Source organism: Pseudomonas sp. RIT-PI-r (assembly GCF_001297015.1).
Classification (GTDB): Bacteria; Pseudomonadota; Gammaproteobacteria; order Pseudomonadales; family Pseudomonadaceae; genus Aquipseudomonas.
The window spans coordinates 1-18,720 of sequence record NZ_LIGE01000027.1; the positions used below are offsets into that span (position 1 = coordinate 1).

19 protein-coding genes are annotated in these 18,720 nt (G+C 57.7%); 10 read left to right on the plus strand and 9 right to left on the minus strand.

From position 1 onward, the window contains the following. Positions 1–219: 219 nt before the first annotated feature. Positions 220–1,419: a tyrosine--tRNA ligase gene (gene tyrS, locus AK821_RS16990; protein ID WP_064390759.1), complete on the minus strand. Its 1,200-nt coding sequence runs from the start codon at positions 1,417–1,419 to the stop codon at positions 220–222. Between the two features lie 213 nt (positions 1,420–1,632). On the opposite strand from tyrS, the gene AK821_RS16995 reads away from it, so the two are divergent. Continuing rightward, entirely contained in the window at positions 1,633–3,057 is a 1,425-nt protein-coding gene (locus AK821_RS16995) for a peptidoglycan DD-metalloendopeptidase family protein (protein ID WP_064390760.1), read from the plus strand. A 3-nt stretch (positions 3,058–3,060) separates the two neighbouring features. Continuing rightward, on the plus strand, positions 3,061–4,152 hold the full coding sequence (locus tag AK821_RS17000) for an anhydro-N-acetylmuramic acid kinase (protein ID WP_064390761.1): 1,092 nt from the start codon (positions 3,061–3,063) through the stop codon (positions 4,150–4,152). Between the two features lie 75 nt (positions 4,153–4,227). Here the strand turns inward: AK821_RS17000 and erpA are convergent, their stop codons facing one another. Together erpA and argC are read right to left on the minus strand one after the other, a co-directional pair. Then, positions 4,228–4,578, minus strand: a complete 351-nt coding sequence (gene erpA / locus AK821_RS17005; RefSeq protein ID WP_003176443.1) for an iron-sulfur cluster insertion protein ErpA — start codon at positions 4,576–4,578, stop codon at positions 4,228–4,230. 168 nt (positions 4,579–4,746) lie between these two features. Then, positions 4,747–5,781, minus strand: a complete 1,035-nt coding sequence (gene argC / locus AK821_RS17010) for an N-acetyl-gamma-glutamyl-phosphate reductase (protein ID WP_016983465.1) — start codon at positions 5,779–5,781, stop codon at positions 4,747–4,749. Positions 5,782–5,916: 135 nt separating this feature from the next. Between argC and hemJ the strand changes: the two genes are divergently transcribed. From hemJ to coq7, 6 genes are all read left to right on the plus strand, one after another. Continuing rightward, positions 5,917–6,345 (plus strand): protoporphyrinogen oxidase HemJ, encoded by a 429-nt coding sequence (hemJ, locus tag AK821_RS17015; RefSeq protein ID WP_064390762.1) that lies wholly within the window; start codon positions 5,917–5,919, stop codon positions 6,343–6,345. 33 nt (positions 6,346–6,378) lie between these two features. Next, positions 6,379–7,347 carry an NAD(P)H-dependent flavin oxidoreductase gene (locus AK821_RS17020; protein WP_064390796.1) on the plus strand — a complete coding sequence of 323 codons (969 nt, stop codon included), beginning with the start codon at positions 6,379–6,381 and terminating at the stop codon, positions 7,345–7,347. 77 nt (positions 7,348–7,424) lie between these two features. Continuing rightward, positions 7,425–8,375 (plus strand): DUF805 domain-containing protein, encoded by a 951-nt coding sequence (locus AK821_RS17025; protein WP_064390763.1) that lies wholly within the window; start codon positions 7,425–7,427, stop codon positions 8,373–8,375. A gap of 61 nt (positions 8,376–8,436) precedes the next feature. Continuing rightward, positions 8,437–9,225, plus strand: coding sequence for an SDR family NAD(P)-dependent oxidoreductase (locus AK821_RS17030; protein WP_064390764.1), 789 nt, complete (start codon positions 8,437–8,439; stop codon positions 9,223–9,225). Between the two features lie 81 nt (positions 9,226–9,306). Continuing rightward, complete coding sequence (locus tag AK821_RS17035) at positions 9,307–9,645, plus strand: histidine triad nucleotide-binding protein (RefSeq protein WP_003228789.1); 339 nt, start codon at positions 9,307–9,309, stop codon at positions 9,643–9,645. A 202-nt stretch (positions 9,646–9,847) separates the two neighbouring features. Next, positions 9,848–10,495 (plus strand): 2-polyprenyl-3-methyl-6-methoxy-1,4-benzoquinone monooxygenase, encoded by a 648-nt coding sequence (gene coq7, locus AK821_RS17040; protein ID WP_008077993.1) that lies wholly within the window; start codon positions 9,848–9,850, stop codon positions 10,493–10,495. A 117-nt stretch (positions 10,496–10,612) separates the two neighbouring features. Here coq7 and speD read toward each other — a convergent pair whose 3' ends face one another. Further along, positions 10,613–11,407 (minus strand): adenosylmethionine decarboxylase, encoded by a 795-nt coding sequence (gene speD / locus AK821_RS17045; protein ID WP_007918883.1) that lies wholly within the window; start codon positions 11,405–11,407, stop codon positions 10,613–10,615. A gap of 237 nt (positions 11,408–11,644) precedes the next feature. Further along, entirely contained in the window at positions 11,645–12,067 is a 423-nt protein-coding gene (locus AK821_RS17050; protein ID WP_003228794.1) for an OsmC family protein, read from the minus strand. A gap of 236 nt (positions 12,068–12,303) precedes the next feature. Here AK821_RS17050 and crp point away from each other — a divergent pair, with 236 nt between their 5' ends. Beyond that, positions 12,304–12,948 (plus strand): cAMP-activated global transcriptional regulator CRP, encoded by a 645-nt coding sequence (gene crp / locus AK821_RS17055; protein WP_008088598.1) that lies wholly within the window; start codon positions 12,304–12,306, stop codon positions 12,946–12,948. On the opposite strand, the gene AK821_RS17060 is transcribed toward crp, so the two are convergent. From AK821_RS17060 to AK821_RS17075, 4 genes are all read right to left on the minus strand, one after another. Continuing rightward, positions 12,945–13,643 (minus strand): lipoate--protein ligase family protein, encoded by a 699-nt coding sequence (locus tag AK821_RS17060; protein ID WP_064390765.1) that lies wholly within the window; start codon positions 13,641–13,643, stop codon positions 12,945–12,947. The two genes, crp and AK821_RS17060, sit on opposite strands and share 4 nt — an antisense overlap. 145 nt (positions 13,644–13,788) lie before the next feature. After that, entirely contained in the window at positions 13,789–14,625 is an 837-nt protein-coding gene (trpC, locus tag AK821_RS17065) for an indole-3-glycerol phosphate synthase TrpC (RefSeq protein WP_064390766.1), read from the minus strand. After that, a complete protein-coding gene (gene trpD, locus AK821_RS17070; RefSeq protein ID WP_064390767.1) occupies positions 14,622–15,671 on the minus strand; it encodes an anthranilate phosphoribosyltransferase in 1,050 nt (349 codons plus the stop codon). The genes trpC and trpD overlap by 4 nt, the downstream gene beginning before the upstream one ends. Before the next feature lie 9 nt (positions 15,672–15,680). Beyond that, positions 15,681–16,274, minus strand: coding sequence for an aminodeoxychorismate/anthranilate synthase component II (locus AK821_RS17075; RefSeq protein WP_064390768.1), 594 nt, complete (start codon positions 16,272–16,274; stop codon positions 15,681–15,683). 408 nt (positions 16,275–16,682) lie between these two features. On the opposite strand from AK821_RS17075, the gene estP reads away from it, so the two are divergent. Further along, the gene (gene estP / locus AK821_RS17080) at positions 16,683–18,590 is read left to right on the plus strand and encodes an esterase EstP (protein ID WP_064390769.1); all 1,908 of its coding nucleotides are present in this window, start codon (positions 16,683–16,685) and stop codon (positions 18,588–18,590) included. Positions 18,591–18,720 lie beyond the last annotated feature (130 nt).

Sequence of the window (18,720 nt, forward strand, 5' to 3'; positions counted from 1 at the left end):
GCTCCAGATCTCTCTGCAGCGGGAGGCGAATTCTACAGCGTTACACGCTGCTGTCAACACCTCTTTTTCAACTTCCTTTCTGGCTTCGATGAACTGAAGCAACCTGCTGCCGAAACCTACATAACTCTTTGAATCTCAAGGAGTTTTCCGTTTCGACTGCGCCGGAAGTGGGGCGAATTATAGACATCTAAAATTCGCCGTCAACCCCTATTTTCAGTTTTACTCGGATTTCAGCGCAATCCGCGCAAACGCCTTCTTGCCCGCCTGACAGACGTGGGTCGCGCCCAGTACATATATAAAGGAACGATCAACCACCTGACCATCAACGCGCACACCGCCAGACGCCAACAGGTCGCGCGCAGCAGCCGAGTTCTTTACCAGGCCCGCCTTATTAAGAACGGCCGCAATCGGCATATCTTCCGAAGAAGCCAGCTCGATCTCTGGCAGATCTTCCGGCAGCTCGCCATCCTTCATGCGATTGCCCGCCGCGCGATGAGCACTGGCCGCAGCCTCCTCACCATGGAAACGCGCAACGATTTCTTCCGCCAGCTTGATTTTGACGTCGCGCGGATTGGCACCCGCCTCAACTTCAGCGCGCAGCGCATTGATCTCATCCATCGAGCGGAAGCTGAGCAGCTCGAAGTAACGCCACATCAATGCATCAGGAATCGAAACCAGCTTGCTGTACATGACACCCGGCGCTTCCTGAATGCCGACATAGTTGCCCAACGACTTGGACATCTTCTTCACACCATCCAGCCCCTCAAGCAACGGCATGGTCAGAATGCACTGAGCCTCTTGACCATAACCACGCTGCAGCTCGCGCCCCATCAGCAAGTTGAACTTCTGATCAGTACCACCCAACTCCACGTCCGCACGCAGAGCCACCGAGTCATAACCCTGAACCAGCGGATACAGAAACTCGTGAATAGCGATTGGCTGATTAGTGGTGTAGCGCTTGTCGAAGTCATCGCGCTCAAGCATGCGAGCGACGGTGTATTGCGAAGTCAGGCGAATGAAGTCCGCCGGCCCCATCTGATCCATCCAGGTGGAGTTGAACGCCACTTCGGTTTTCGCCGGGTCGAGAATTTTGAACACCTGAGTTTTATACGTTTCGGCGTTTTCCAGAACCTGCTCGCGAGTCAGCGGCGGACGCGTGGCGCTCTTGCCGCTCGGATCACCGATCATCCCGGTGAAGTCACCTATAAGGAAGATCACCTGATGCCCCAGCTCCTGGAACTGGCGCAGCTTGTTAATAAGCACTGTGTGACCCAGGTGCAGATCCGGAGCGGTCGGGTCAAAACCAGCCTTGATACGCAGCGGCTGGCCGCGCTTGAGCTTCTCGATCAGCTCGGACTCGACCAATAGTTCTTCCGCACCACGTTTAATCAGCGCTAGCTGCTCTTCAACCGACTTCATAACAGACCCGCAAGGCTCAGATTCAAAGGGAACCAACCATACAAGATCGCGCACCAATTACAAGTTTTGCCCGGCGCACGGACACCAATCCACAGACGCGATGTCTGCAGACTTGCTTCAGAGATGATTTGGTTATATTTTATACAGTTATTTCATCTTCATCATGTCATTCATCTTTTCCAATTCATCATTTTTCAAAGTCAAAAATTACTTATGACCACAGAACCGTCTAAAGCGCCCCCGCTTTACCCAAAGACCCACCTGCTTGCTGCAAGTGGAATCGCCGCCCTTCTTAGCCTGGCTCTCCTGGTATTCCCTTCCAGTGATGTTGAAGCCAAAAAGACGACCCTGAGCCTTGAACTGGAAAGTCCTGCTGAACAACTGACACAAGATCAAGACGCCGCTGACGCAGCTCAAGCCACAAATGAGCCAGTAGCTTCACCGTTCGCCCAGATCGAAAACAGCGACGAAAATACCCCGCAAACTGCTGAAACCGAGCCCGCACCTGCGCCGGCAACGGAAAAAGCAAGGGCTCCCGGTCACCGCGAAGTCGTTGTCGCCAAGGGCGACACACTGTCCACCCTGTTCGAAAAGGTCGGCCTCCCAGCCGCTTCCGTGCACGAAGTGCTGGCCAGCGATAAACAAGCCAAACAGTTCAGCCAACTCAAACACGGCCAGAAACTCGAATTCGAATTGAGCCCGGAAGGCCAACTGACCAGCCTTCACAGCAAGGTCAGTGACGTCGAAACCATCACTCTCACCAAGAATGACAAGGGCTACGCCTTCAACCGGGTCACGGCAAAACCTACCGTTCGCACCGCTTATGTCCACGGCGTGATCAATAGCTCGCTCTCCCAATCCGCCGCCCGCGCAGGCCTGTCTCACAGCCTGACCATGGATATGGCCAGCGTCTTCGGCTATGACGTCGACTTCGCGCAGGACATCCGCCAGGGCGACGAATTCGATGTGATCTACGAACAGAAAGTGGTCAACGGCAAGTCGGTCGGCAACGGCCCGATCCTGTCCGCCCGTTTTACCAACCGCGGCAAGACCTACACCGCTGTGCGTTACACCAACAAACAAGGCAACAGCAGCTATTACACGGCTGACGGCAACAGCATGCGTAAAGCGTTCATCCGTACTCCGGTGGACTTCGCCCGCATCAGCTCGAAGTTCTCCATGGGCCGCAAGCACCCGATCCTTAACAAGATCCGCGCTCACAAAGGCGTCGATTACGCTGCGCCCCGCGGCACACCCATCAAGGCTGCCGGCGACGGCAAAGTCTTGTTGGCGGGCCGCCGTGGTGGCTACGGCAACACCGTGATCATTCAGCACGGAAACACTTACCGTACGCTTTATGGCCACATGCAAGGTTTCGCCAAAGGCGTGAAAACCGGCGGCACCGTCAAGCAAGGCCAGGTGATCGGCTACATTGGCACCACCGGTCTTTCCACCGGCCCGCACTTGCATTATGAGTTCCAGGTCAACGGCGTTCACGTAGACCCACTGGGTCAGAAGCTGCCAATGGCCGATCCAATCGCCAAAGCCGAACGCGCTCGCTTCCTGGCGCAGAGCCAACCGCTGATGGCGCGCATGGATCAAGAGAAGGCCACCATGCTGGCCTCGAGCAAGCGTTAAGCCATGGCCCGGTATATCGGTGTGATGTCCGGAACCAGTCTCGACGGTCTGGACATTGCTCTGATCGAACAGACCCAGGCGATCAAACTGGTCGCCACGCACTACATTCCCATGCCTGCTTCCCTTCGCGCCGAGCTCCTTGGCTTGTGCGCCAGCGGCCCGGACGAAATCGCCCGCTCGGCGATTGCCCAGCATCACTGGGTGAAACTCGCCGCGCAGGGTATTCACACCCTCCTTGATCAGCAGCAACTCAAACCTGAAGATATACGGGCGATCGGCAGCCATGGCCAGACCATTCGCCACGAACCGGCGCGCGGCTTCACCGTGCAGATCGGCAACCCTGCTCTGCTCACCGAGTTGACCGGCATCACCGTAGTCAGCGACTTTCGCAGCCGCGATGTCGCTGCCGGCGGTCAGGGTGCACCTCTGGTTCCCGCCTTCCATGAGGCGTTGTTTGAAGAGAGTACCGGCAATCAGGCAGTCTTGAATGTCGGCGGTTTCAGCAATCTGAGTCTGATAGAGCCGACCAGGCCTGTAGCCGGTTTCGACTGCGGCCCGGGGAATGTTCTGATGGATGCCTGGATTCAGCAGCAACGCGGCGAAAACTATGATCGCAATGGAGACTGGGCAAAGTCAGGCTCTGTTGAGCCAACCCTATTGAAGGCATTGCTCAGCGATCCATTCTTCGTCACCAAAGGCCCGAAAAGCACCGGCCGCGAAGTATTCAACCTGTCGTGGCTGGAACAACACCTGTCCCATCTGCCAGCCTTCGCAGCGGAAAACGTACAGGCCACGCTGCTTGAGCTGACGGCCCTGACCATCGTCGAGTCGCTGCAAAGCGCACAGGGCGACACGCAGGAGCTGCTGGTTTGTGGCGGCGGCGCACACAACGCCACACTGATGAAACGCCTGGCCCAGTTGCTGCCCAACACAACGGTTGCCAGCACCGCGACCCACGGCGTTGATCCGGACTGGGTCGAAGCCATGGCCTTCGCCTGGCTTGCCCATTGCTGCCTTGAAGGCATCGCCGCCAACCGGCCAAGCGTCACAGGCGCCAAAGGTCTTCGCGTACTCGGCGCCATCTACCCCAACTGAATAAAACGCGAGCAACAAAAAACGCCGCAGAACCGTAAGGCTCTGCGGCGTTTTGTTGTCTGTAGCGAAAAACGATCAGATCGAGAACGACGACCCGCAACCACACGTGGTGGTGGCGTTCGGGTTCTTGATCACGAATCGCGAACCTTCCAGACCTTCCTGGTAATCCACTTCAGCACCGGCCAGGTACTGGAAGCTCATCGGATCAACCACCAGACTCACACCTTCGCGCTCGACAATGGTGTCGTCATCGGCCACATCTTCATCGAAGGTGAAACCGTACTGAAAACCTGAACAACCGCCGCCCGTAACGAATACGCGCAGCTTCAAGCGATCATTCCCCTCTTCATCGACCAGGCTCTTCACCTTGTGCGCGGCACCGTGGGTGAATTGCAAAGCCGTGGGGGTGAAGGATTCGACGCTCATGCTGACTATCTCCCGGCGTTACGCCGCCATAATGCGTGATGACGGGCATTATCCGCTTGTCCTAGAAAATCGGTCAACTATTGTTACGGTATATCAATAAACCCGATGAGCTGCTCAGCATGCAAAAAGGCCCGTTCAACGGGCCTTTTTACTGTGCAGCTTAAAGTGTTACGGCAACATACCAGCGTGGGACAGGCCGAAGCGCTCGTCCAGCCCGAACAGGATGTTCATGTTCTGCACCGCCTGACCCGAGGCGCCTTTGACCAGATTGTCGATCACTGACAGCACTACAACCAGATCCCCATCCTGTGGACGGTGAACGGCGATACGGCACACGTTGGCGCCACGTACGCTACGGGTTTCCGGATGACTGCCGGCAGGCATCACGTCGACGAACGGTTCGTTGGCATAACGCTTTTCAAACAGAGCCTGCAGATCTACCGAGCGATCGACCACGGTCGCATAGAGCGTGGAATGAATGCCACGAATCATCGGAGTCAGGTGCGGAACGAAGGTCAGGCCAACGTCCTTACCTGCGGCACGACGCAAACCCTGGCGAATTTCCGGCAGGTGACGGTGACCTTTTACCGCGTAAGCCTTCATGCTTTCCGAAGTCTCAGAGTACAACGAGCCTACAGCCGCACCGCGACCGGCACCGCTGACACCGGATTTGCAGTCGGCAATCAAACGCGAAGCATCCGCCAGACCAGCCTCAAGCAGCGGCAGGAAACCCAGCTGCGTAGCGGTTGGATAGCAACCCGGCACGGCGATCAGACGCGCTTTCTTGATCTGCTCGCGATTGACTTCCGGCAGACCGTAGACCGCCTCATCCAGCAGCTCAGGCGCGCCGTGCGGCTGACCGTACCACTTGGCCCATTCTTCGGCGTCTTGCAGACGGAAGTCTGCCGACAGGTCGATGACTTTGGTGCCCGCCGCCAGCAGTTCGCCCGCCAGTGCGTGAGCCACACCGTGTGGCGTGGCGAAGAACACCACGTCGCAAGCGCCGAGGGTTTTGATGTCCGGCACACTGAAAGCCAGGCCGTCATAGTGACCGCGCAGGTTCGGGTACATGTCAGCCACGGCCAGACCTGCCTCGGATCGGGAAGTGATCACAACCACTTCTGCCTGCGGATGTTGCGCCAACAGACGCAGCAGTTCGACACCGGTGTAACCCGTGCCGCCGACGATACCGACCTTGACCATAAACCTGCCCTCAACGAACCCACTGGAAAGCCGTCGATAATAGGGGCCGCGCGCCCCTGCGACAACCGTCAAGGTGACGTGCGGGCGCTCAAGCCTCTACTATCCGGCTTACCGTGATTAAGGAAATAACTAAAAATGCTCTATCTATGGATCAAGGCTTTCCACATTGTCAGCATCGTTTGCTGGTTTGCCGGACTGTTCTACTTGCCGCGACTGTTCGTGTATCACGCGCAAAGCGAAGACTCGATCAGCAAGGAACGCTTCAGCGTCATGGAGCGCAAGTTGTATCGCGGCATCATGGGCCCGGCGATGATCGCTACGCTGATCTTCGGTGGCTGGCTGATTTACCTCAATCCGACCATCTTCAGCATGGGTGGCTGGATTCACGCCAAACTGACCCTCGTCGTCTTGTTGATCGGCTATCACCATATGTGCGGCGCGCAGGTAAAACGTTTTGCCCGTGGCGAAAACACCCGCAGCCATGTCTTTTATCGCTGGTTCAATGAAGTCCCGGTTCTGATATTGCTGGCTATCGTAATTCTGGTCGTGGTCAAGCCGTTCTAACTTCAACAAGTACAGATCTCTGGGGTGTTCATCATGTCGCTGCCCGCTCTGCTCGAACAACGTTTGCGTTTGCCTGTAGTTGCAGCGCCGATGTTTCTGATTTCCAACCCCGAGTTAGTGCTCGCCTGTTGCCGCAACGGCGTGGTTGGCAGCTTTCCGGCACTTAACCAGCGCGAAAGCAGCGGCTTCAAAGCCTGGCTGGAACAGATCGAAGCGGGACTGGCGACACTGGACAACCCGGCGCCGTACGCGGTGAACCTGATCGTTCATAACAGCAACCCACGCTTGCAGGCGGATTTGAACATTTGCGTCGAGCATAAAGTCCCCATCGTCATTACCAGCCTCGGGGCGGTGAAGGAGTTGGTCGATGCCGTGCACAGCTATGGTGGCCTGGTCTTCCACGACGTCACCACTCGGCGACATGCCGAGAAAGCCGCCGAAGCCGGTGTCGATGGATTGATCGCCGTTGCCGCCGGCGCAGGTGGCCATGCCGGCACCTGGAGCCCGTTTGCACTGATCGCCGAGATCCGTCAGTTCTTCGACAAGACACTGTTGCTTGCAGGATGTTTGAACCACGGCCACGAGATTCTCGCCGCACAGCTGCTTGGCGCGGATCTGGCCTACTTCGGCACGCGATTCATCGGCACCACGCAAAGCCATGCGCCTGACGCCTACAAGGAGATGCTGCTGACAGCCAAGGCTGCGGACATCATCCATACCCCAGCGGTGTCGGGCGTTCCGGCCAGTTTCATGCGCCAGAGCCTGGAGGCGGCCGGTTTCGACATGGCAACTCTGCAAGGCAAAGGCGAGGTGAATTTCGGCGACAAACTCAAACCGGTCAGCGACGAAGCCAAAGCCTGGAAGACCGTATGGTCTGCCGGCCAAGGCGTCGGGCAGATCGACGACCTGCCAAGCGTCGATCAGTTGATCGCTCGCCTTGACGCTGAATACCGGCAGGCCCAGCAACACGCAGCGCAACTGCCACGACGCTGGCCACGTTAAAAAATCAGGCCAGTCTCTGAAGGACTGGCCTTACACTGACGACCTTTCAATCTATTCGCGACAAGGATGCCTCGGCCATGAGCGACACCCGTTACAAGATCGTTTTCGACGGAGCTCTACAGCCCGGTGTCGACATCACCACTGCCAAACTCAATCTGGCGAACCTGTTCAAAAGCGAAGTAGCCGCCATCGAGCGACTCTTCAATGGCAGCGTCGTCGCGATCAAGCGCGATCTATCCCACAGCGATGCGCAGACCTACCTGCAAGCGCTGAACAAGACCGGTATCAATGCCCGCATCGAAACCGAAACCCCCATCGAACTGAATCTGGCGGACGTGCATGAACACGCCGCTGCCGCGATGGAACCGAGCTCACCGTACGCGCCACCTCGAGCGAACGTCGGCGAAAGCCTGCCTGCGTTCGCTACGCTCAAACCGTTTGGGGTGGAAGGCCGGATCGGACGTTTACGCTACCTCGCCTGGTCGATGGTACTGACGCTGGTGACCCTGCCGATTATCGGCATCTTTGCGTTGATCGCGCTGGGACTTGTCGGCGCCGACTCCACCAGCGGCCTGATCATCGGCGGCATCGTCGCGGTCTTCCTGTTTTTGGCACTGCTCATCGTCAGCATCATGTTCAGTGTTCAACGCTTGCATGATATCGGTTGGTCCGGCTGGCTCTGGTTGCTGACACTGGTACCTTTCGTGGGCAGTTTCTTCCCGTTTGTGGTCATGATCGTACCGGGTAATACCGTCGCCAACCGCTATGGCCCCCCGCCGCCACCGAACAGCACTGCGGTCAAGGTCCTGTGTTCCCTGTGGATCGTGTTTATCGCCCTGTTTTTCGTCAGCGGCATCCTCGGCGGAATCTCGGCTATCCAGCAGGAATACGAAAGCAATCTGGAAAGCAGCTACGAAAGCGGCTCGGTGACCACCGACGAAATCGACGTGGAAGTCGAACCCGCAGCGAATTCCGCCGACGATGCAGCCGAAGCGGCGCAGGCCCCTGTAGACTCTGCGAAAGAATGAACAGCGCTCCCCGCCGTGACACCCGCGTCGTCGGCGCGGAGCTGTTGCGATGGAGAATTGCATGACCCGTTACGCACTGATCACTGGCGCTTCCAGCGGCATTGGCCTGGCCATGGCTGAAGCGCTGGCCCGGCGCGGCCGCAGTTTGATTCTTGTGGCTCGACAGCGTGATCAGCTGGAAAGCATTGCGATCGAGTTGACCCAACGTTTTGGTGTCGAGGTGCTGTTCCGCGCCTGCGACCTGGGCGAACCATTGCGCTTGTCCGGTTTTCTGCTTGAGCTGGAAGAAGGCGACCGGCAGATCGATTTACTGGTGAACTGCGCCGGCATCGGCACTTGCGGGCCGTTCCTTGCTCAGGACTGGATGACCGAGCAGGATCTGATCGAGGTGAACATCCTCGCCCTCACCCGTCTGTGCCACGCGATCGGCAACAGCATGGCGCTGCAGGGTGGCGGGCAGATTCTCAATGTCGCCTCAATGGCCGCGTTCAACCCGGGCCCGTGGATGAGCACTTACTACGCCAGCAAGGCATATGTTCTGCACTTCTCCGAAGCCTTGCGGGTCGAACTCAAACAGAGTGCGGTGAATGTCTCGGTACTCTGCCCAGGCCCGACCCGTACGGCTTTTTTCCGCACGGCACAGCTCAACAGCGAAAAACTCAAAGACAGCAAGTTAATGATGAGCCCAGAGGAAGTCGCGCTATACACCGTACGCGCCCTCGACAAGAACCGCGCGATCATCATCCCGGGGCGACGCAATCGATGGTTCGCCTTCCTGCCCAGATTGGGGTCGCGCTGGCTCAATCGCACCATTGTCGGCATGGTCAACAAGGCTTACTGCCCGCGCTGAAATGCCCTACAGGTAAAACACTGGGCGGGATAAGCCGCCCTGCGTACACTCAGACCAGCCCAAACAACGGAGAAAACAGCAGTGGATACTCTGTTCACCAAGATCATCAACCGGGAAATCCCGGCCAAGATCATTTACGAAGACGACCAGGTTCTGGCCTTCCACGATATCGCTCCTCAGGCACCGGTGCATTTTCTGGTGATCCCGAAGAAACCGGTGCGCACCCTCAATGACCTGACCGAAGACGACAAGGCACTGGCCGGGCATATCCTGTTCACTGCACAACGTCTGGCGCTGGAACTGGGTTGCGAGGAAGGCTTCCGTGTGGTGATGAACTGCAATGAAAAGGGTGGGCAAACCGTCTACCACATTCATATGCACGTACTCGGTCAGCGCCAGATGAACTGGCCACCGGGCTGATACCCAGCAAACCTGTGTGTAGGAGCTGCCGAAGGCTGCGATCTTTTGATCTTCGAGTATCAAAAACAAGATCAAAAGATCGCAGCCTTCGGCAGCTCCTACATAAAGCAAAAAGCACATCCAGTGTTACTGATGACCCAGCGCAAACCTTCCCCGGCCGATTCGGTTAAACTGGCCGCCGAGATTCTTCCCGGAGGTCAGCATGACTACCCAACGTCACTACTCGCCCATTGACCGTCTGCTGCTGCAAGCCGATGCCGCCATGCGTACCCTGCTGCCCTTCAGTGGCCAGCCGTACCGTCCGTCGCCGGCGATTTTGCAGCCGGACACGCAAATGAGCGATGAAGACACCCGCCACGTTGCCGGGCTGATGCGCATCAACCACACTGGTGAAGTCTGCGCCCAGGCGCTGTATCAAGGGCAAGCGCTGACCGCCAAGCTGCCGCAAGTGCGCGAAGCCATGGAGCACGCCGCCGAAGAAGAGATTGATCACCTTGTGTGGTGCGAACAGCGCATTCACCAGTTGGGCAGTCATACCAGCGTGCTCAATCCGCTGTTTTACGGGATGTCGTTCGGCATTGGCGCGGTGGCCGGATTGATCAGCGACAAGGTCAGCCTGGGGTTTGTTGCAGCGACCGAGCATCAGGTGTGCAAGCATTTGAATGAACACCTGGAACAATTGCCGGCTGAGGACGAGAAGTCCCGGGCGATTCTGGAGCAGATGCGCATTGATGAAGAGCATCATGCGGAGAGTGCGCTGGAGGCTGGAGGGTTTCGTTTTCCGGCGCCGGTGAAGTTCGGGATGAGTATTTTGGCTAAGGTGATGACCAAGAGTACTTATCGGATTTGAGAATTGTATTGCCGGACAGGGCCCCCCGCTGGCAGGCCAGCTCCCACAGGGGTCTTTGTTTCAACAATAAAAAAGGCGACTGTCCTGAGACAGTCGCCTTTTTTGTGCCCGGGAATCTTAGGTCGGCATGTTGCGCGCGTAGAAGATTTCGAGCATTTCGTGTTTCACCCGGTCAGTCACCTGAGCACGTTGCTCCGCAGACAGGTTGCTGGTGGCGTCGCCGAACAGGTAGTTGTCCAGTTCGAAGTTCTTCAGCAGCATTTTGGTGTGGAACAGGTTTTCCTGGTACACGTTCACGTCGGTCATCTGGTACGCGTCGCGGGTATCTTCGGACAGGTAGTTCTGGATCGAATTGATCTCGTGGTCGATGAAGTGCTTGTTGCCTTCAACGTCACGGGTGAAGCCACGCACACGATAATCCACAGTCACAATGTCCGAATCGAACTGGTGAATGAGGAAATTGAGCGCTTTGAGCGGTGAAATGACACCACAGGTCGACACATCGATGTCCACACGGAAGGTTGCAATACCGTCGTCCGGATGGATTTCCGGGTAGGTGTGCACCGTGATATGACTCTTGTCGAGGTGGGCCAGGATAATTTCGGGCAACGGGCCCGGCGACTCTTCGATCTGGCTTTCAGTCGGGGTTACCGGCTCTTCAGATATCAGAATCGTGACGCTGGCGCCCTGAGGTTCATAGTCCTGACTGGCAATGTTCAGGATGTTGGCACCAATGATCTCGACAACTTCTGTGAGAATCTGCGTCAGGCGTTTCGCGTTGTACTCTTGATTGATGTACTCAACGTAAGCCTGCTGGTCTTGCGGGGTTTCCGCGTAGCAGATGTCATAGATGTTGAAGCTCAAGGTCTTTGTCAGGTTATTGAACCCGTGGAGCTTGAGTTTGCTTTTCACCGTTAAAAACTCTCTATGTATGCGGCCCGGCCGCGTGATCAAGCATGCCCGTCAAGTGCGAACAACGCACCTGCGTAGGACGGTTAACACCTCTTCGCGATGGCGATTTTGGTTATCTGTTCAGGCGGATGACCTGTCGGCTGACCGATCACTGCCCTGAAAAAAGTGGCGCATTATGCAGACGTCAGCGGGGGATCGCCAGAGTCTGCACTGCTTTTATGATAGTTGAATGTCGGTTCAACCGAGTTCGACGATTTCGTAATCGTGAGTGATCGCCACGCCAGCCGCGCCGAGCATGATCGAGGCCGAGCAATACTTCTCTGCAGACAACTCGATCGCACGTTTGACCTGGGCTTCTTTCAAGCCACGGCCCTTGACCACAAAATGCATGTGAATCTTGGTGAACACCTTCGGATCTTCGGTCGCGCGCTCGGCTTCAAGGAAGGCTTCGCAACTCTCAACGGCCTGACGCGACTTCTTGAGAATGCTGACCACGTCGAAATTGCTGCAACCGCCAACACCGAGCAGGAGCATTTCCATCGGGCGAACACCCAGATTACGACCACCGGCGTCCGGCGGACCGTCCATCACTACGACATGACCGCTGCCGGATTCGCCGAGGAACATGGCTTCGCCAGCCCATTGGATGCGTGCCTTCATCGCCAAGACTCCACTGTAGAAAAAAGGGTCGCCAGCTTAGCACAGGGCTTTGCCCGGACAGCGGCGGCGTTCCTAGGACGGATGCCTCTGCGGTGTAGGTAATTTCTCGAATTCTCGACGAAGTGTCTGTTAAGCTGGCGCCAATTCACTGGCGCCCATGCCAGCTGTGTAGCGACCGCCTTCAGCGCCTCATAAAAAAATCAAACATCACCGTGCAGTCTTTTCGGGATACAACCATGGTTGCTATTACCCCCACACCCAAAATCAAGAACCTCGACAAGCTGCTGATGCATTGTCAGCGCCGTCGTCATGCAGCCAAGAGCAACATCATCTGTGCGGGCGATCGTTCGGACACGCTGTACTTCATCATCAAGGGTTCGGTGACGATCCTGATCGAGGACGACGACGGTCGCGAAATGATCATCGCCTACCTCAACGCCGGGGATTTCTTCGGTGAGCTGGGTCTGTTCGAACAAGCCGGCCAGGAACAGGAACGCAGTGCCTGGGTGCGCGCCAAGGTCGAGTGCGAAACTGCGGAAATCAGTTACGCCAAGTTCCGCGAATTATCGCAGCAGGATCCGGACATTCTTTACGTACTCAGCGGACAAATCGCACAACGCCTGCGCAACACCACGCGCAAGGTCGGCGACCTGGCGTTCTTCGACGTCACTGGCCGGGTAGCCCGTTGTTTGCTGGAGTTGTGCAAACAGCCGGACGCGATGACCCACCCGGACGGCATGCAGATCAAAGTGACGCGTCAAGAGATTGGGCGAATTGTCGGTTGTTCAAGGGAGATGGTCGGTCGCGTGCTCAAGGATCTTGAAGAACGCAACCTGGTCGATGTGAAAGGCAAGACCATGGTGGTCTTCGGTACGCGTTAAACGTACATTTGCGCCAGCATCAAACGATACAGCTCATCGAGACGCGCCAAGGCCTGTGGCGCGTTGAATTTTTCATGCAGGGCAATGTGGCTTTGCGCCCGCACCCGCTGCTCCAGGCCGCACGCTTCGTTGAAGCGATTGACCGCCGCCACCATCGACTCACGCTCGTTATCCATCAACATCGCTCCGTGAACCAGACCGACCGGACGCTGCCCGCCCTGACTCTGGCGCCAGCGCTGGGCGGCGCCGACCCTTTTCCGGCCGTCGAGGTTGACGTTGAAGCGACCGTCGCAGAATGCGCCGTCGATTTCGCCCAACGACGAGGTACCACCCAATTCATCCAGCAACTGACAGATCGGATCGCAGAGGCGGTGGTAGCCGGTTTCTATGCGGTTCAAATCGCCTTCGCTACGCGGTGGTGCGTAGACCAGGGCGATGTTGATAGTGGCGGCAGATTGCGGCACGGGTTCGCCGCCGGTTTCGCGTAGCAGGACGGGCCAGCCAGCAGCGGCGGAGACTTCGCTGGCGTGCTCGAAAGCGGGTAGACGATTGAGGCGGCGCGGCATGACCAGGGCGCGATCGCTGGGTTGCCAGAACAGCAGGCCGAATTCAGAGTCGCCGGCGCAGACCGAGGCCAGCAAATCCTGTTCGGCTTGCAGGCCGGCTTCGATGGTCAGGAGGGTTGGCAGCGACATGGAAGGCTCCGTTGAATCTCTTTAGCGGATTTGAGGGCCCCTTCGCGAGCAGGCTCACTCCTACAGGGGGAACGCATTCCAAGTGTAGGAGTGAGCCTGCTCCGGGCGGCGTTCCGACGATGGCGTCGACTCGGCCTGAAGCGAATCAGTCGAGGGTCGAACCGCTGATCGACACGCCGCGCTCCGGGAAGAACAGACGCTGCAGTTCAGTGCCCGGATTTTCCGCACGCATGAACGCTTCACCGACCAGGAACGAATACACGTCGCTGATTTCCATCAGTTCGACATCGGCACGATTAAGAATGCCGCTTTCGGTGATGACCAGACGATCACGTGGAATCCGTGGCAGCAGGTCGAGCGTGGTTTCCAGACTGACGTCGAAGGTGTGCAGGTTACGGTTGTTGACCCCGACCAGCGGCGTGTCGAGGGTTTTCAACGCGCGCTCCAGCTCATCGCCATCGTGCACTTCGACCAGCACATCGAGACCGACGCTTTTGGCGACGGCTGCAAGCTCAGCCATTTTCACGTCATCCAGCGCGGAGACGATCAGCAGCACACAGTCGGCGCCCAAGGCGCGGGCTTCAACGATCTGGTAAGGATCAATCATGAAGTCCTTGCGGATCACCGGCAGGCTGCACGCGGCGCGCGCCTGTTGCAGGTACGCATCGGCGCCCTGGAAGTAATCGATGTCGGTCAGCACGGACAGACAGGTCGCCCCGCCCTTCTCGTAGCTTTTGGCAATATCGGCCGGGACGAAGTCCTCGCGAATCACGCCTTTGCTTGGCGAAGCCTTTTTGATTTCAGCGATCACCGCCGGCTGCTTCTTCTTTGCCTGCGCCAGCAATGCTTGGGCAAAACCACGAGGTGCATCGGCCGCCTTGGCCAGACTTTCCAGCTCGCTCAGGCTGACGCGGGCGCTACGCTCGGCGACTTCCTGAACTTTGCGGGCCAGAATGTTTTCCAGAACCGTCGGTACACTCATCCCTCATTCTCCACTCTGAATACCGCGGTAAAGGCACCCAGCTCCTCGAGCTTTTCCCGAGCGAGGCCGGTGTGCAGCGCGTCGTGCGCAAGCTCGACGCCCTGTTTCAAACTGCTGGCCACGTCGGCGGCGTACAGCGCGGCGCCGGCGTTGAGCACAATCATTTCGGCAGCTTTCTGGCCGTTTTCGGTTTTGCGCTTGCCGAGGGCATCGCGGATCAGCGCCAGCGACGCCTCCGGGCCTTCGACCGACAGACCGTGCAGGCTCTGGCTTTTCATGCCGAGGTCTTCCGGCTCGACCCAATATTCAGTGATTTCATTGTTCTTCAGCTCAGCGACGAAGGTCGGCGCGGCGAGACTGAACTCGTCCAGACCGTCCTTCGAGTGCACCACCAGCACATGCTTGCTGCCCAGACGCTGCAAGACTTCGGCCAAGGGCCGGCACAGCGCCTTATTGAATACGCCCACTACCTGATGCTTCACACCGGCCGGATTCGTAAGCGGGCCGAGCATGTTGAACAGCGTACGCAAGCCGAGATCGCGGCGCGGACCGGCGGCGTACTTCATGGCTTTGTGGTGAGTCTGGGCAAACATGAAACCGATGCCGACGTTGTCGATGCAACGCGCGACCTGCACCGGCGTCAGGTTCAAATAGATACCGGCGGCTTCGAGCAAGTCGGCGCTGCCGCTCTTGCCCGATACCGCGCGGTTGCCGTGCTTGGCGACGGTGCAACCAGCAGCGGCAACTACAAAGGAAGAAGCGGTCGAGACGTTGAAGATGTTTGCACCGTCACCGCCGGTACCGACCACATCGACCACGCCATCAAGGGTCTTCAGTTCAACCTGATCGGCCAGCTCACGCATCACCGAGACCGCGCCGACGATTTCATCGATGCTCTCGCTCTTCATGCGCATGGCCATCATGAACGCGCCAATCTGCGCGTCGGTGCATTGGCCGGTCATGATTTCGCGCATCACGTCGCGCATTTCATCGGTGCTGAGGTCGAGGTGTTCGACGATACGGCTCAGGGCTGTCTTGATATTCATGGGAAGTCCTTAGCGCGTGCCGCCGCTTTGTTTGAGGAAGTTGGCAAACAGTTCATGACCCTGCTCGGTCAGGATCGACTCGGGGTGGAACTGTACACCCTCAATGTTCAGGGTCTTGTGACGCAGGCCCATGATTTCGTCGACCGAACCGTCGTCGTGTTGCGTCCACGCGGTCAGCTCCAGGCAATCGGGCAAAGTATCGCGCTTGACGATCAGCGAGTGATAGCGGGTAACCGTCAGTGGATGATTCAGTCCTGCGAAAACACCCTTGTCCTCGTGAAATACCGGACTAGTCTTACCGTGCATTACCTGACGCGCACGTACAACGTCACCGCCAAAGGCCTGGCCGATGGACTGGTGACCAAGGCAGACACCGAGGATCGGTAGTTTGCCAGCGAAGTGTTTGATGGCTTCGATGGAGATGCCCGCTTCGGTCGGCGTGCAAGGACCTGGCGAGACGACGATACGTTCAGGCTTGAGCGCTTCGATTTCAGCGACGGTCAATTCGTCGTTGCGCACGACTTTGACCTCGGCACCCAGCTCGCCGAGATATTGCACAACGTTGTAAGTAAAGGAGTCGTAGTTGTCGATCATCAGCAACATGGCGTGTCGAACCTCTTGAATTCTGATTTGAAAACAGCCTTCAGATCACTTGCCCGCAGGGCGCTGCACGATGTCGGACGCAGGTAGATGCGTCGGCACAGCGGCATTTCAAACAGGCAAGGAAGGCAAAGCGATACAGATCCGGCGGGGCCGGCAGAAAAGATTCAGGCGCGCCAACGCCAGCGGGCGTGTGCCTTGATGACTTGATCCAGAAGTTTGCTGGTGATCAACACGGGGAAGGTCTCGTTCATACGTTCCAGCACAGTAACTTAGCTGGGCGGAGCGTGCAATATGGCCGGGGATTTGGGGGTTAAATCCAGTGGAGGATTCGCGACCGATGGCAAAACGCCGGAAGTTTTTGGTACTGTCGTTTCGTTCACCTACAACAATAAATAAACGGACTTGCTCATGATCAAACAGACGTTGTTTGTACCGCTGGCTGGCTGCCTGCTCGCACTGGCTTGTGCTCAGGCGAATGCAGCACCCAATCCCTATTCGAATTTCATAGTTTTCGGCGACAGTCTCAATGACGCCGGAACCTTCGCCGACACTGGCGGACCGACCGGCTCCACCGAGCGTTACACCAACCGGACCGGGCCGGTGTATCAGAATGGCAGCGGTGAACTGTATTCATTGAACTCCACGCAGTTGCTCGGCGGACGCCTTGGCTTTTCGCCAGACCAGACAGCCTCTTCCAGCTCCGCCGTGCGCGCTGAAAACGGCCAGCCTGACGGCAACAACTGGGCGGTCGGCGGCTATCGCACCGACCAGATCCTCGACTCGATCACCACACAGTCCGCTACCGGCGAACGCACCCGCGCCGGCTACCTGCCTTCGAACGGCTTCCGTGCCGACCCGAATGCGCTGTATTACATTTCCGGAGGCGGTAACGACTTCCTGCAGGGGCGCATTCTCAGTCTGCCGCAAGCCAACGCCGCAGCAGATCGACTGGCCGACAGCGTGCAGACACTGCAAACCGCCGGTGCCAAATACGTGATGGTCTGGTTGCTGCCTGACGTCGGTCTGACTCCGGCGATCAATGGCACGCCGCTGCAGGCTTTCAGCAGTCAGCTCGCCAGCCAGTTCAACAGCCAATTGGTCACGCGCCTGCAAGGCATCAACGCCGAAATCATTCCTTTGAACATTCCGGTGCTGCTATCGGAGGTGTTTGCCGATCCGGGCCGCTTTGGTCTCGCCACCGATCAGAACCTGACCGCGACCTGCTTCAGCGGCAGCAGTTGCCCGGAAAACGCCCGTTACGGCATCAACAGTGCGACCCCGGATCCGAGCAAGTTGATTTACAACGACGGCGTGCACCCCACCGAAGCCGGCCAGAAACTGATCTCCGACTACGCCTACTCCCTGCTGGCCGCGCCGTGGGAACTGACGCTGCTGCCGGAAATGGCCCACGCCACCGTACGTGCGCATCAGGATGAATTGCGCAGCCAATGGCAGGCGGATTGGGAAAACTGGCAAGCAGTCGGTCAATGGCGGGCGATTGTTTCCGCTGGCGGTCAGCATCTGGATGTCGACAGCCAAAGCAGCGGCGCCAGCGCCGACGGCAGCGGTTACAACCTCAACGTCGGCGGCAGCTATCGTCTCAACGAAGACTGGCGTGTCGGTGTGGCGGGGGGTTTCTACCGGCAGAACCTGGAGGCCGGTCACAACGACTCGGACTACAAACTCAACAGTTACATGGCCACCGCGTTTGCTCAGTTTCAGCAGAATCGCTGGTGGGCTGACATGGCGTTGACCGGCGGCAAACTCGACTACGACAACCTCAAGCGCAAGTTCGATCTCGGCGCGAGCGAGGGTGCGGAGAAAGGCGATACCGACGGCAGCCTGTGGGCGTTCAGCACTCGCATCGGTTATGACATTGCCCAGCCGGGCAGCGAATGGCACCTGTCGCCGTTCGTCAGCGCCGATTACGCCAGCGTCGATGTCGACGGCTATTCAGAGAAGAGCAACCGCGCCACCGCGCTGACCTTCGATGATCAGACCCGCGATTCGAAACGCCTCGGTCTCGGCTTGCAGGGCAAATACAACATCACCCCGCAAACCCAGGTATTTGGCGAATACGCCCACGAGCGTGAGTACGAAGATGACGTGCAAAAGGTCCGCATCGCACTCAATACACTGCCAGCCAATGACTTCAAACTTGAGGGTTACACGCCGCAGAGCCATTTGAACCGCTTGAGCCTGGGCGTCAGCCACAAGCTCACGGCTGATCTGGCGTTGCGTGGCGGGTATACGTTGCGCAAGGATGATGACTTTACTCAGCAGGGCGTTAACGTCGGAGTGGTGCTGGATTTCTAAAACCGCAGGCACAAAAAAAGCGGCGCCCTCACAGGCGCCGCTTTTTTTATGGCCGAACACAGATCAAATGTAGGAGTGAGCCTGCTCGCGATTGCGGTGGTTCAGACAACATATCCGTTGAATGTCAATC